This is a genomic window from Bacillus sp. LBA3-1-1.1 (assembly GCF_040676495.1).
GTDB classification, from domain to species: domain Bacteria; phylum Bacillota; class Bacilli; order Bacillales; family Bacillaceae_G; genus Bacillus_A; species Bacillus_A nitratireducens.
On the sequence record NZ_JBEGIB010000005.1, the window covers coordinates 115,359 to 129,966 of the forward strand.

Here is a 14,608-nt window from a genome sequence, read left to right on the forward strand (position 1 = left end):
AGATGTCTTTACTTAAATGATGCCCATTTCTTTCCCTACTTTTTCATACTTACGAATTGCTTCATCTAACATTTCTTTCGTATGAGCTGCTGTAGGCATATTACGAACGCGCCCCATTCCTTTTGCTACAGTTGGGAATACGATAGATTTTGCGTATACGCCTTCTTCATTTAGACGTTTACTAAATTCTTGTGTTAATACTTCATCACCAATAATACAAGGCGTAATTGGTGTCTCACTTTCTCCAATGTTAAAGCCAAGTTCTTTTAACCCTTGTTTTAAATAGCGACCATTTTCCCATAAACGATCGTGTAACTCTGTGCTTTCCATTAAAATTTCAATTGATCGCATACAAGCAGCTGCATCAGCTGGTGTTAAAGCTGTTGAGAATAAGAATGGACGTGAACGAACTTTTAACCAGTCGATTAAGTTTTGTTTCCCAGCTACATATCCACCAATTACCCCAATTGCTTTTGATAATGTACCGATTTGGAAATCAACTTTATCAGAAAGACCGAAATGTTTTACAGTACCTGCACCTTTGCCAAGTACACCTGAACCGTGTGCATCATCTACATATGTCATTAAATCCAGCTCTTCTGCAATTTCAACAATCTCTGGTAATTTTGCAATATCCCCATCCATTGAGAAAACACCGTCTGTAATAACCATTAATTTATTGTAAAGACCTGATTCTTTTGCCTCGATTGCTTTTTTACGTAAATCTTCCATATCAGAATGTTTATAAACGATGATTTTCGCTCTTGATAGACGACTACCATCAATAATAGATGCATGGTTTAATTCATCTGAAAGAATCGCATCATTTTTATCCATAACAGCTGAAATCGCTGCCATATTACAATTAAATCCTGATTGGTAAGCAATTGCTGCTTCTGTATGTTTAAACTTTGCAATTGTTTCTTCTAATTTAATATGCAAATCTAAAGTACCGTTAATTGTACGAACAGCTCCTGCTCCAACACCGTACTTATGAATCGCACCAATTGCTGCTTCTTGTAAACGATTATCAGTCGCTAATCCAAGATAGTTGTTTGAAGATAAGTTAATATATTCTTTTCCGCCAATTGTAATAATCGGTCCATTTGGACTTTCAAGCGGATCAATTACGTTATAAAGCCCCTTTGATTTTAAATCCTCTAAATTTTCTTCTAAAAAGTTTGCAAGTGTTTTACTAGACATCGTGAAGCCTCCTATCGTTCATGTAAGCGGATTATTATCTTAATAGTTCTAATAATCCCTCTACTAGCTTAACACGTTTTCAGAATTTATTATAGAAAAATAGTTTAAAGAAACCGCTTACAATTTTAGATTATATACGATTCATTACAAGAAATCTATTATTTACTTTTCATATTTGATAGAATGAAAAAAATATTTAGGGAGGCTTCAAACATGGCGTTTACAGAATCTGATGTATATAATAACGAAGCATTTTTTGAGCAATATATGAAACGAAGATACCGCGAAAATAGCCCGAATGAATCGATTGAAAAGCCGGTATTCTTTCAGCTCATTGGTAATGTGCAAGGAAAGAATGTTCTCGATTTAGGTTGTGGTGACGCTAAATTTGGTGTGGAATTATTAGAAAATGACTGCCACTCTTACACTGGCATTGAAGGCTCCGATCTTATGTATGAAAAAGCTAAAAAACAACTAGAACATAAAAATGGCACCGTTCATTTTTTAAACCTCAAAGACTACACATACCCTCCTTCTACTTTTGATTTAGTAACATCTAGACTCGCCTTACATTATATTGAACACCTTGATATCATTTTTCAAAATGTGTTTCAAACTTTAAAAACAAACGGAACCTTCACCTTTAGCGTTCAACATCCCGTTATTACCTCTTCGTTTGAAAGCTTACAAACAAGTGGTAAAAGAACTAGCTGGCTCGTCGATGATTATTTCAAAACGGGGAAACGAGTTGAGCCGTGGATTGATCAAGAGGTTACTAAATATCATCGGACTACGGAAGAATATTTTACATTATTACAACAAGCCGGATTTACGATTACAAACTTAAAAGAAGCTACACCAAATCGAAACTGTTTTCAGGATGAAGAAGAATATGAACGACGTTTACGTATTCCCCTCTTTCTATTATTTTCTTGCCAAAAATAAAAAAGACGATGAATCCTCATCGTCTTTTTTCGTTATCTCATCGCCTGAACAGCCTCTTTACGTACACGTCTTCCTCTTCCATGTGGGATACAGAGCGGTGTCCCAAATAACGGATCAGCGCTTATTTGACACTCCATACGGAATACATCCCGAACTAACTTCTGGTCAATAACTTCTTCTGGTTTACCTTGCGCATATATTTGTTTATCTTGAATAGCTACAATGTTGTCTGCATAACGACATGCCAAATTTAAATCGTGCAATACCATAACAATCGTTCTTTGCTCTGTTTCATTTAATTCGAATAATAAATCTAACACTTCAATTTGGTGAGTCATATCTAAATATGTAGTCGGCTCATCAAGCAAAATAATATCTGTATCTTGTGCAAGGGTCATTGCAATCCAAGCACGTTGACGTTGTCCACCTGAAAGGGCATGAACATCACGCTCAGCAAATTCTGTCATACCCGTTGCAGCAAGCGCTTTTTGTACCATTTCCTCGTCTTTTTCGGACCATTGCTTCAGCCATGTTTGATATGGATAACGTCCTTGCTTTACAAGTTGCAATACTGTAAGTCCTTCTGGAGCTTGTGGTCCTTGCGGTAAAATTGCCATTTGGCGAGCAATTTGCTTCGTTTGCATACTTTGAATCGCTTGATTATCTAATAAAATATCACCGGATGCTGGCTTTAATAATCTAGCTAGTGAACGTAATAAAGTTGATTTCCCACAACCGTTAGAACCGATGAAGATTGTAATTTTCCCTTTTGGAATTTCTAAATTCAGCTCATCAATAATGATTGTTTCACCGTAAGACAACGTTAAGCGATTCGTCTCCAATGCTTTTTGCATATTCATCTCCCTTTATGAATTCCGACTTTTATAAAGTAAATAAATAAAATAAGGTGCACCAATTGCTGATGTAAATACCCCTGCTGGAATTTCGAGTGGCGTGAAAACTGTACGCCCAATTAAATCTGCAGCAAGTACTAAAATTGCACCGACAATAGCCGCAACTGGGAGTAATGCACCATATAAAGAACCAACTAGTCTTCGTGAAATATGAGGTGCCATTAAACCGACAAATCCAATTCCTCCTGCAAAGGCAACCGCGCCACCAATTAAAGCTGTACTAAGTAGTAACATAAATACGCGTGACTTCGTTAAAGGAACACCCAGTCCTACCGCAATATCATCCCCTAGCTCTTGAGCATTTAAATGTCTAGCCGCTATAAATGATATTACCGTTAAAATAAGAACCCACGGCGCAAGTACCATAACGTTTTGCCACGAAGAGCCGTAAACAGTACCTGTAATCCATACATTTGCTTGACTCGCTTGATAAATTGGTGCTAACAACATAAATAAAGTAGTTGCCGCTTTCGTTAACGCCCAGAATCCAACACCAATTAAAACAAGACTAATCGGTGATAACCCGTCATTTCTCCATGCAAATAAATATACAAATAACGCTACAATCGTTGCACCAGCAAAAGCTGCTAATGGCATATAATGAATGCTTACTGTTAGCGCATTATTTTTATCACTAAATATAGCTAAAAATAGTACAACTGCAACACTTGCCCCGCCCGTAATCCCGATGATATCAGGAGAAGCCAGCGGATTTCGAACAAGCCCTTGTAAAATACAGCCCGCTACAGCAAGTGCGATTCCTACAAGGATGGCAATTAAAATACGTGGCATACGAAATTTATTTACAACCATATTTGACATCGCATCGCCATTTCCCGTAATCGCTTGCCATACATCATAAGGAGCAATTTTCATATCTCCCATACCTGCACTCGCAAAGAATAATCCTATTAAAACAACTAGTAAACTAAGTAAGACTAGAACAGCTCGTTTATACATTAAAAACGAGAGCCCACCTTTTCCTATACGAAACGGAATATACTTCTTCATTTGCTAAGCCCTCTCTTACGTGCAATATAAATAAAGAATGGGGCCCCGATAAATGCTGTCATAACCCCTACTGGTACTTCTTGTGGCATAATGACATATCTAGCTGCTATATCAGCTAAGAGTAATAGTATTGCACCTAACAAGCCGCTATACGGTACTCTCCACCTGTGATCTACTCCAACAAGGAATCTGGCAAAATACGGAGTAACAATACCAATAAATCCAATTGGACCAGCGACCGCAACTGAACCACCAGACAGCAATACAATAATGAGTAGTACGAATGATTTCATTAAAATTGTTCGTTGTCCAAGCCCTTTCGCAACGTCTTCCCCCATCATTAATGTATTTACTTTCCCTGCCATCATAAGAGATGCAATCCAGCCTATTAATAAATATGGGAATACAGATTGTAAAATTTCTAACTTTCTTCCTTGCACAGATCCGGCAAGCCAAAATAATACCTCTTCAAGCGCTTTTTCATTTAACACAAGTAATCCTTGTGTTAATGATGAAAATAACGCACTAATTGCGACCCCTGCTAACGTTAACTTAAGTGGCGTTGTCCCTTCTTTTCCTAAAGAACTAGAGGCAAATACAAGTACTGCTGCAACTGCCGCTCCTAAAAAGGCAATCCATGTGAAAGCTGATAATGATGTCACGGAAAAGAGTACAATTGCTACAACTATAAAGAACGCAGCGCCTGAATTTAATCCAATAAAATCTGGAGAAGCAAGCGGATTCTTTGTTAAAGTTTGCATTAAACAACCTGCAATGGCTAAACTAGCACCAACACTTGCTGCAATTAACGCCCTTGGTAGACGCACATTTTGAATAATAATATGCTCATTTGAACCATTAAAATGGAAAAAAGCATCTAAAGCTAATTTCCAGCTCGTATTTGTATATCCGAAAATAATGCTTCCCCAAATACAAATAACGACTGCAATGATTCCAACAAGTAATCCAATCCATTTTGCTTGATTTGTTTTTAATAACATGCAGCGTTTCCCCTTCAATGTATAATGATACGTTGTAAGTGTATTTCAACTTAATTCTCATTGTCAACGATAATGAGAACTATTTTCAGTAATATATATTGACAATCCAAAGATAAAGGCTTAACATCATGCTTGCTATTGAAAAATATTCTCAACATGTAGGGGGTACATAATGAATTTCATGCAAAAGAAATCGTTTACAGTATTTGTATTTTTACTAGCTTTTTCACTTCTTTTAAGTGCTTGTGGAAAATCAAATAACAAAGAAGAATCAACAAAAGAAGATAATAAAAAAGAAATGATTACGGTTGAGCACGCAATGGGTAAAACAGAAGTTCCTGCCAATCCAAAACGTGTAGTTATTTTAACTAATGAAGGAACTGAAGCTTTACTCGAATTAGGTGTAAAACCAGTTGGGGCTGTAAAGTCTTGGACGGGTGACCCATGGTATCCGCATATTAAGGATAAAATGAAAGATGTAAAAGTTGTTGGCGATGAAGGACAAGTTAACGTTGAAACTATCGCTTCTTTAAAACCAGACTTAATTATCGGTAACAAAATGCGCCACGAAAAAGTGTATGAGCAATTAAAAGCTATTGCACCTACTGTTTTCTCGGAAACATTACGTGGTGAATGGAAAGATAACTTCAAATTTTATGCAAAAGCTTTAAATAAAGAAAAAGAAGGTCAAAAAGTTTTAGCTGATTACGGAAAACGTATGGAAGATTTAAAAGGCAAACTTGGTGATACAGTAAATCAAGAAATTTCTATGGTACGCTTTATGCCTGGTGATGTTCGTATTTATCATGGCGATACATTCTCTGGTGTTATTTTAAAAGAACTTGGATTTAAACGTCCTGGAGATCAAAACAAAGATGATTTCGCAGAACGCAATGTATCTAAAGAGCGTATTTCTGCAATGGATGGTGATGTATTATTCTACTTCACATTCGATAAAGGCAACGAGAAAAAAGGCTCTGAACTAGAAAAAGAATATATCAATGATCCTCTATTTAAAAACTTAAATGCAGTAAAGAATGAAAAAGCATACAAAGTTGACGATGTTATTTGGAATACAGCAGGCGGTGTAATGGCTGCTAACCTACTACTAGATGACATTGAAAAACGCTTTGTTAAATAATACACCTCTAGCCAGCTCCCTTCTACGGAGCTGGTTTTTTCATTTCACTGAAGTGTCACATTATTTCATTTTGTATTTTTATTCCCAATATGTTATATTATAAAAGTAAATAGAATATATTTTCTCTATATCAGAATAAATGTTTTAATCTAAATTTTCTGATTAATCACTATTTTATTTTCTTTTAGAATTCAATTATTACATTTGAAAACGCTTATCATCTCGTTTTCAGGGCAAAATACAGTAACGGTTGAAGAAAAATAGAACTTTTCTAGAAATTTTCTTTCTATTTCCATATAATTCTATTGACTTCTAAATATTTTGTGAATTAAAATAATTACATAAATATCCGTTATACAGGATTAGGGGGAAACAAAAATGGATGCAGCTTTAAAATTAGACAAAGCTGGAGAACAACAATCACCAAAAAAACATCCACCAGGATTATATTTGTTGTTCTTAACAGAAATGTGGGAAAGATTTAGTTATTATGGAATGCGTGGCCTTTTAGTTCTTTATTTAACAACTGCTGCCGTTAGTGGCGGATTAGGATTTGATAAGGCAGTCGCAGTGCAATTATATGGTACTTTTACAGCGGCAGTATATTTCATGCCAATTATAGGCGGATGGCTAACTGATCATTATATTACGAGACGTCATGCCATTACTCTCGGCGGAATTATTATGGCGATTGGTAACTTTGTACTATTCTCCATGAATACAAAAACAGGACTATTCCTTGGATTAGTACTATTAGTTATTGGTAATGGATTCTTCAAACCAAATATTTCTACACTGTTAGGTGAATTGTATGACGAAAATGATTCACGTCGTGACAGTGCATTTACTATCTTCTATATGGGTATTAACGTAGGTGCTTTCTTCGCTCCACTTATTTGTGGATTTTTAGCAGAAGATTTCTTTAAAACAAGCGTTGATGGCGTTATGGTTATGGGATATAAATACGGATTCTTAGCAGCTTGTATCGGTATGATTATTGGACAAATTGTTTTCAACTTATTAGCTCCTCGCTACCTTGGTACAGCAGGAACAACAGTTGTTGGTAAAAAAACAAAAAATCAACCTACAACCGAAAAGAAACCTTTAACAAAACAAGAAAAAAATCGCACTTGGGCAATTGTAATTTTAACTTGTTTCGTGGTATTCTTCTGGGCAGGATTTGAACAAGCTGGTAGTTCTTTAACACTTTATACAGATAAATTTGTTGATCGTACAATTTTCGGATGGGAAGTTCCAACATCTTGGTTCCAATCCGTTAATCCAGCATTCATCGTACTACTTGCACCATTCGTATCTATGCTATGGTTAAAACTTTCTAAATCAAAGCGTGGCGATTTAAAAGTACCAACAAAAATGGCATTTGGTATGATTTTACTAGGTATAGGTTACCTTGTTTTAACATTAGCGGTTCTAAAAACTGGAAGTACTGAAGCTGATATAACTGTTAAAGCAAACTTATTATTCATCGTTATCACTTATATGTTCCATACAATTGGCGAACTATTCTTATCACCAATCGGTCTATCAATGGTAAGTGCAATTGCACCTGTTAAATTAGCATCATTACTAATGGGTGTATGGCTAGCTGGTTCAGGTATGGCTAACTGGTTAGCTGGTAAACTTGCTTCCTTTACACAATCATTAGGTTATCTTGAAGTATTTGCAAGTATCGGTATTATCGTTATCGTCCTAGGAGTTGTACTTCTTCTCTGCTCTAAAAAAGTTGCAAGTATGATGGAATAACACAAAAAAGACGCTTCTAAAATTAGAAGCGTCTTTTCTATTACCTCTCTTCTAAAGCCGTCACATCCACGTGAACGCTTTCTCCAGGATTAGATACATCATATACTTGAGCAACTCCGCTCTGCTCATCACAGCTCTCAATCCATACTGGTACGCCTTCATATGTAACGTCAATTCTACTTGAAGAAGATAAGATTTGTTTCACACGTGTCACATCCATACTACTATCCCTCCTTTTGCTTACTACACTCCTTTCTATCTTTTCATATCCCTTCAGAATATATTCCATCAATTTAGCACTTCAATAGTTTGTTTCTTTCTGACGCACTACTCTATACGTTCTCAATTCTTCCTATTATTACATCCTTTCCAAATAAAAAAAGACGTATATTTCATACGTCTTTTTTTCATAATATTAAAAAATTAAGAAAATAATGTTTTTACTACTTCACTTACTTTATCGTTATGAATTTGATAATACACTTCTAACCCGCGTCTCTCAAAGCGTACTACTTTATTTTGCTTTAATTTCGTTAAATGCTGTGAAACAGTTGATTGTGGTATTTCTAATACCTCTTGTAATTGTGTTACATTACATGTTCCACGCTGCATTAGTTCCATTACTAGACGTAGACGAAGTGGATGAGCTAATGCTCTTAACATCTGTACGTCTTCTTCTGAAATACGACAGTCAAATTGGTTTTGGTTCATAAAGTTCCCCTCATTTTCGTTTTTATTTTCTTTATTATTTATTTATATATCTGTTCTTATATTTCCTGTTACGACATAACTTTATCAACCTATAATGCTGAAAAATTTTTCCTCCTTTTATCAGCACACAGTTCAGGAAAAAATCCCTGCTGATTTTGAATATTATACTATATGATATAAAGAAAAAGCAAAACAAAGGGATAGCAATACTTTGCTTACAAATGTTGATTTATCAGGCTTTTTGTTATATTTTCACCTTACTGAAATGTACAGTAATGGTATTGTAAAATATCGTCCATAATTGATAACCTATCGTAAAGTAATTTGACCATATTTAACCAATTTGTTACGATAAAAAAGGAAATTTAAGTAAGGAGGAGGATGTAGTATTAAAAAAGGGTTTATTATTGCGTTACTTAGCATTGCGGTTGGCTGGACTATTATCAATCACTTCCTATTAGACAAAAAAGAAGATATAGCTCCAAAATCAAACATCCCTATTGGAACTGAAGTTGGCAATGTTGCCCTCGATTTCCTTCTGGAAACAACCACTGGTCAAGAAGTTCGTCTTACAGACTATAAAGGAAAAAAAGTAATATTGAATTTTTGGGCAAGCTGGTGTGGTCCATGCAAAATAGAAATGCCTGATATGGAAAAGTTTTATCACGATACTAAAGATATGGGGATTGAAATTGTCGCTGTAAATGCGACAGCTACTGAAAAAGACCCGGACAATGTAAAACAATTTCTTGAAGAAAACAAATATACCTTCCCCGTCCTATTAGATCAGAAAGGACAGGCAAGTGCCGCATATCAAATTATCAGTATTCCAACATCTTTTGTCATCGATTCAAACGGTGTCATTCAATATAAGCATGTAGGACCAATGACATATGAAAAAATGAAAGAATATGTAAATAATTTATAAAAGCGTATTCAAATCAATTTGATTACGCTTTTTGTCTACTTTATGAACAAAATGTTACTTTTAATACTATTATGGAATAATTATACTTTTTCACGTTGACAATAGTGTTGAAGGAGAATATACTAAGCATGTAAGTTGATTGTGAATAGTTTCACAAATAATGTGAATTTCTTCACATAAAATAGATAGGAGTTGTCATTATTATGAGTACTTGGACACAAATTTATGACCCATTAAACAACATTTGGTTATCTGCACTAATCGCAGCACTTCCAATTTTCTGCTTCATCATTTGTTTAATGGGACTCAAAATGAAAAGTTACATCGCTGGTCTTTACAGTGTGATTGTCGCTATTATTCTTGCTATATTCGTTTATAAAATGCCAGCAACAGTAGCTGTAGCATCTGCCGGATTCGGTATTCTATCTGGATTTTATCCAATTTGTACTATCGTTATCGCAGCAATTTTCCTTTACAAATTAACTGTTAAAACAGAGCAATTCAACATAATTCGTGATAGTATTTCAAGCATTACAAATGATCAACGTTTACAAGTGTTATTAATCGCTTATTCTTTCGGTGCTTTCTTAGAAGGCGCAGCTGGTCTAGGTGTTCCAGTTGCTATTACAGCTGCACTACTTGTAGGTATGGGCTTCAATCCATTAAAAGCAGCAGGTATTTGTTTAGTAGCTAACATCGCTGGTGGCGCTATGGGTGCTATGGGGATTCCAGTTACAGTACCAGCACAATTAACTGAACTTGACGCATTAACTATTGGTCGTCAAACTGTTCTTATTTTACCTTTCATTAGCATTATTTTACCTTTCTTACTTGTTTCAATGGTCGATGGAATTAAAGGTATTAAAGAAACTTGGCAAGGTATTCTTGTAAGTGGTTTTTCTTTCGCAATTACTCAGTTCCTTGTAACTTACTTCTTAGGTGCAGAACTTACTAATATTTTCGCAGCCGTTGTAAGTATGATCTCTCTTGCATTATTCTTACGTGTTTGGCAGCCAAAATCTTCTGCTAAAGAAGAAAAACAAGAAGAAAAAGAATCTCATACATTCAATCAAATTTTATATGCTTGGTCTCCATTCGTATTCTTAACTGCATTCGTAACAATCTTTAATTTAAAACCAATTAAAGCTTTATTTGCTCCGGATGGCGCGTTAGCAAACTTAGTATTTAACATTCAGTTCCCTGGTCTTCATAATATGGTTATGAAAACTACACCAATTACAAAAGCTGATACACCTTTCGCAGCTATTTTCAAATTCGATGTATTCTCTTCTACAACTACTGCGATTGTATTAGCAATTATCGTTTCACTTATCGTTTACCGCGTAAAAGGTAAAATGATTAAAGAACTAATGGTTGAAACAATTAAAGAACTAAAAGCTCCAGTATATACAATTTGTAGCGTTATCGCTTTAGCTTACGTAGAGAACTACTCTGGTATGTCATCTACACTTGGACTTGCATTCTCTTCTACTGGTAATGCATTCCCAGTTCTTTCTCCAATCTTAGGATGGATTGGCGTATTCATTACAGGATCAGTAGTATCAAGTGGTTCATTATTCGCACCACTTCAAGCAGTAACTGCAGACCAATTAAACATTGTTCCTTCTACACTCGTTGCATTAAACGTAGTAGGTGGTACAATGGCGAAAATGGTTTCACCACAATCAGTAGCAGTTGCTTGTGCAGCAGTTGGACTAGTTGGTCAAGAATCTGCCTTATTTAAAACAGCAATGAAATACAGTTTAATCTTCTTAGCTGTTATTAGCTTACTTCAATTAAACGCTGTATTTAATATCTTCTAAAAAAAAGCACCGATCCAAATGGATCGGTGCTTTTTACATTACATTTTTTTATCCCGCATTAACGGGCAGTAAAACTCCCACCCCAAAATTCGGCGAATGCGAGGGAGTTAGGTGGGAGATCAACTGCCCGTAAAAGCCCGATTGGTTCAACTAATAATCAGTGGGGGATTACCCCCCACTGATTAAAGTTTCACTTTATCCTTTAATAAAGAAGCACCAGCAATTTCGGGATGTGTCATTTCGTATGGATCCAAAATAATATCAAGCTCTTCTGCTGTAAGTACACCATGTTCTAAGCATAGCTCCCTAACAGATTTTCCTGTTTCAATTGCTTCACGTGCAATGCGAGATGCTGCTTCATAACCAATATGAGGGTTCACCGCTGTAATAATTCCAACACTTTTCTCAACATATTGCTTCAGCAGTTCTTCATTCGCTGTAATTCCTTTAATACAATATTCACGGAATACACGGAATCCATTGTTCATAATACTGATGGATTGAATTAAATTAAATACTAATACAGGCTCCATTACATTTAACTCCAATTGCCCAGCTTCTGACGCTAAGCAAATTGTATGGTCATTTCCGATTACTTGGAAAGCGACTTGGTTAATTACTTCTGCCATAACTGGATTTACTTTACCCGGCATAATAGATGAACCTGGTTGACGAGCTGGTAATTGAATTTCTGCTAACCCAACACGTGGACCAGACGCCATAATACGAAGGTCATTTGCAATTTTAGACATATTCATCATACATACTTTTAATGCTGCAGATACTTCTGTATATGCATCTGTGTTTTGCGTCGCATCAACTAAGTGCTCTGCACCAACAAGAGGGAAACCACTAAAAGTTCGTAAATGCTTCACAACTTGTTCTATATAAGTAGGGTTTGCATTTAATCCCGTACCGACAGCTGTCGCCCCCATATTAACTTCGTATAGATGTTGACGAGACTGTTTAATTCTTTTTATATCACGCTCTAGCACTCTGCTATATGCTTCAAATTCTTGTCCAAGGCGAATTGGAACTGCATCTTGCAAATGTGTACGCCCCATTTTAATAACGTGATCAAACTCTTTTGCTTTATCATGAAAAGCAGAGTGAAGTTCTTCCATTGTAACAAGAAGTTCTTCTAGCATCATAAGAGTTGCAATATGAATCCCAGTTGGGAACGCATCATTTGTTGATTGCGCCATATTCACGTGAGTATTTGGGCTAACTTTCGCATATTCACCTTTTTCGTACCCCATACGTTCTAACGCTCTATTAGCAATTACTTCATTAGTATTCATATTAATTGAAGTCCCTGCTCCGCCCTGAATTGGGTCTACGATAAATTGATCATGGAACTTTCCATCCATAATCTCTTGTGCAGCTTCTACAATTTCTTGTCCGATATCTTTAGCCAAGTAACCTGTATCTATATTCGCAAGCGCTGCCGCTTTTTTTACAATTGCCATTGCCGTAATGAGTGACGGATGAATGCGATATCCTGTAATCGGAAAGTTTTCTACGGCACGTAATGTTTGTACACCATAATAAGCTACACTCGGTACTTCCTTTTCACCTAAAAAATCTTTTTCTATACGTATATCCTTCGTTGCTATCATTTTTCATCACCTATACTTTTCATTCTAAATCCTTATCCAAAGAATTCGCCCTATAAAATACGAGTATCATTAAAAAGAATTCTTCAGTATCCACCTTCACTATAAAGCACCGCTTTTGAAAGCGCAAACATTTATTTTTCTATATATCCTTTTTATTAAAGTTTATATAATAGAAAATCCAATCATTCTTCTACTGCCTTTATTTCAACTCGCTTAATTTGATGCACATCCTTTTCAAGAACTTTAAAAGAAAAGCCGTGTTTCTCAATAATGTCTCCCTCAGCAACGATTTGTTTTTGTACCATAATCCAGCCACCGATTGTATCTACATCATCAGCGATTAAGTGTATGCCCAATAAATCATTTACTTCACTAATAAGCACTTTTCCCTCTACGATTTTATAACCTTCACTTATATGCTCTATAGGCAGGTGTTCATCTTCATCGTATTCATCTCGGATTTCTCCAACAATTTCTTCTAAAATATCTTCTAGTGTAACAATCCCTGCTGTACCGCCATATTCATCATATAATACTGCTAATGGAATTCGCTTTCTTTGCATTTGCAATAGTAAATCATGTATAGGAATATTTTCTAACACTTCAATAACTGGCCTTGTATACGGTGTAATCGAGCACTCCTCATCTCGATTATCATCCATATAACGAATAAATAAATCCTTTACATTAACCATCCCACTAATTTCATCTTTATCTTCACCAAATACAGGATACCTCGTATATTTTTCTTGTGCGATTATTTTAATATGTGTTTCAAATGGTTCGTCCTCATATAAACCTACAACTTCCGTACGAGGCACCATAATTTCCTTTGCGACTCTATTATCGAATTCAAAAATATTATTTACATATTTAAATTCCCTTTGATTAATCTCTCCGCTCTCATAACTCTCAGATAAGATTAATCGTAATTCTTCCTCCGAATGAGCTACTTCATGTTCAGAAGCTGGATGTAATCCGAATAACCCTGTTACAAGCCTTGCAGAACCATTTAAAGCCCAAATAAAGGGATACATTACTCGGTAAAAGTAAATAATTGGCTTCGATAATAATAAGCTAACTTGCTCTGCTCTTTGTATAGCCAACGTCTTCGGAGCAAGTTCACCAATGACAACATGTAAAAACGTAATCACTGCAAAGGCAATAATAAATGAAACTGTACTTGCAATTGCAGGAGATAGGTGTAGTTTTAAAAACAACGGCTCGAGTAAATGTTTTATAGTCGGCTCGCCCAACCACCCAAGCCCTAAAGCAGTGATTGTAATACCTAACTGACATGCTGATAAATACTCATCTAAATTCGAAGTTACTTTTTTTGCTGCCAATGCTCCTCGTCGTTTTTCACTAACGAGTTGATCAATACGACTGCTACGTACCTTAATAATTGCAAACTCAACAGCCACAAAAAATGCTGTTAAACCAATAAGAAGAACTACCATCAATAATTTTAAAATATCCACATATGTCCTTTAGCTTTCTTAGCTAAAGTTACACCTCCTTTTAAAAAGAAGTTTCACTTTAGTTTCT

The 14,608-nt window shown here is 35.7% G+C and carries 13 protein-coding genes; 5 read left to right on the forward strand and 8 right to left on the reverse strand.

The annotated features are described in order from the left end of the window. Window positions 1-12: 12 nt before the first annotated feature. On the reverse strand, window positions 13-1,203 hold the full coding sequence (locus tag MRBLBA3_RS06305) for a glycine C-acetyltransferase (protein WP_000095918.1): 1,191 nt from the start codon (window positions 1,201-1,203) through the stop codon (window positions 13-15). 213 nt (window positions 1,204-1,416) lie between these two features. Between MRBLBA3_RS06305 and MRBLBA3_RS06310 the strand changes: the two genes are divergently transcribed. After that, a complete protein-coding gene (locus tag MRBLBA3_RS06310; RefSeq protein WP_000885940.1) occupies window positions 1,417-2,148 on the forward strand; it encodes a class I SAM-dependent DNA methyltransferase in 732 nt (243 codons plus the stop codon). Between the two features lie 32 nt (window positions 2,149-2,180). Here the strand turns inward: MRBLBA3_RS06310 and MRBLBA3_RS06315 are convergent, their stop codons facing one another. The 3 genes from MRBLBA3_RS06315 to MRBLBA3_RS06325 are packed head-to-tail and all read right to left on the reverse strand — an operon-like array spanning window position 2,181 to window position 5,074. After that, window positions 2,181-3,002: an ABC transporter ATP-binding protein gene (locus MRBLBA3_RS06315; protein ID WP_363380266.1), complete on the reverse strand. Its 822-nt coding sequence runs from the start codon at window positions 3,000-3,002 to the stop codon at window positions 2,181-2,183. A 12-nt stretch (window positions 3,003-3,014) separates the two neighbouring features. Next, a complete protein-coding gene (locus MRBLBA3_RS06320; RefSeq protein WP_000760069.1) occupies window positions 3,015-4,073 on the reverse strand; it encodes a FecCD family ABC transporter permease in 1,059 nt (352 codons plus the stop codon). Further along, entirely contained in the window at window positions 4,070-5,074 is a 1,005-nt protein-coding gene (locus MRBLBA3_RS06325) for a FecCD family ABC transporter permease (protein ID WP_000925212.1), read from the reverse strand. Before MRBLBA3_RS06325 ends, MRBLBA3_RS06320 begins: the two co-directional genes overlap by 4 nt. Before the next feature lie 172 nt (window positions 5,075-5,246). Here MRBLBA3_RS06325 and MRBLBA3_RS06330 point away from each other — a divergent pair, with 172 nt between their 5' ends. Further along, window positions 5,247-6,215, forward strand: coding sequence for an ABC transporter substrate-binding protein (locus tag MRBLBA3_RS06330; protein WP_001010245.1), 969 nt, complete (start codon window positions 5,247-5,249; stop codon window positions 6,213-6,215). Window positions 6,216-6,593: 378 nt separating this feature from the next. Then, a complete protein-coding gene (locus MRBLBA3_RS06335; protein WP_000338330.1) occupies window positions 6,594-7,979 on the forward strand; it encodes a peptide MFS transporter in 1,386 nt (461 codons plus the stop codon). A 40-nt stretch (window positions 7,980-8,019) separates the two neighbouring features. Here MRBLBA3_RS06335 and MRBLBA3_RS06340 read toward each other — a convergent pair whose 3' ends face one another. Both MRBLBA3_RS06340 and MRBLBA3_RS06345 read right to left on the reverse strand, forming a co-directional pair. Next, complete coding sequence (locus MRBLBA3_RS06340; RefSeq protein WP_000383601.1) at window positions 8,020-8,199, reverse strand: acid-soluble spore protein H; 180 nt, start codon at window positions 8,197-8,199, stop codon at window positions 8,020-8,022. Window positions 8,200-8,402: 203 nt separating this feature from the next. Beyond that, a complete protein-coding gene (locus tag MRBLBA3_RS06345; RefSeq protein WP_001075217.1) occupies window positions 8,403-8,690 on the reverse strand; it encodes an ArsR/SmtB family transcription factor in 288 nt (95 codons plus the stop codon). Window positions 8,691-9,228: 538 nt separating this feature from the next. Between MRBLBA3_RS06345 and MRBLBA3_RS06350 the strand changes: the two genes are divergently transcribed. Both MRBLBA3_RS06350 and MRBLBA3_RS06355 read left to right on the forward strand, forming a co-directional pair. Continuing rightward, window positions 9,229-9,618, forward strand: a complete 390-nt coding sequence (locus MRBLBA3_RS06350) for a TlpA disulfide reductase family protein (RefSeq protein WP_232290574.1) — start codon at window positions 9,229-9,231, stop codon at window positions 9,616-9,618. Window positions 9,619-9,821: 203 nt separating this feature from the next. Beyond that, window positions 9,822-11,441 (forward strand): lactate permease LctP family transporter, encoded by a 1,620-nt coding sequence (locus tag MRBLBA3_RS06355; RefSeq protein WP_000109106.1) that lies wholly within the window; start codon window positions 9,822-9,824, stop codon window positions 11,439-11,441. Between the two features lie 182 nt (window positions 11,442-11,623). Here the strand turns inward: MRBLBA3_RS06355 and aspA are convergent, their stop codons facing one another. Further along, window positions 11,624-13,060, reverse strand: a complete 1,437-nt coding sequence (gene aspA / locus MRBLBA3_RS06360; RefSeq protein ID WP_000562160.1) for an aspartate ammonia-lyase — start codon at window positions 13,058-13,060, stop codon at window positions 11,624-11,626. Between the two features lie 182 nt (window positions 13,061-13,242). Then, complete coding sequence (locus MRBLBA3_RS06365; RefSeq protein ID WP_363380273.1) at window positions 13,243-14,541, reverse strand: hemolysin family protein; 1,299 nt, start codon at window positions 14,539-14,541, stop codon at window positions 13,243-13,245. Window positions 14,542-14,608: the final 67 nt, after the last annotated feature.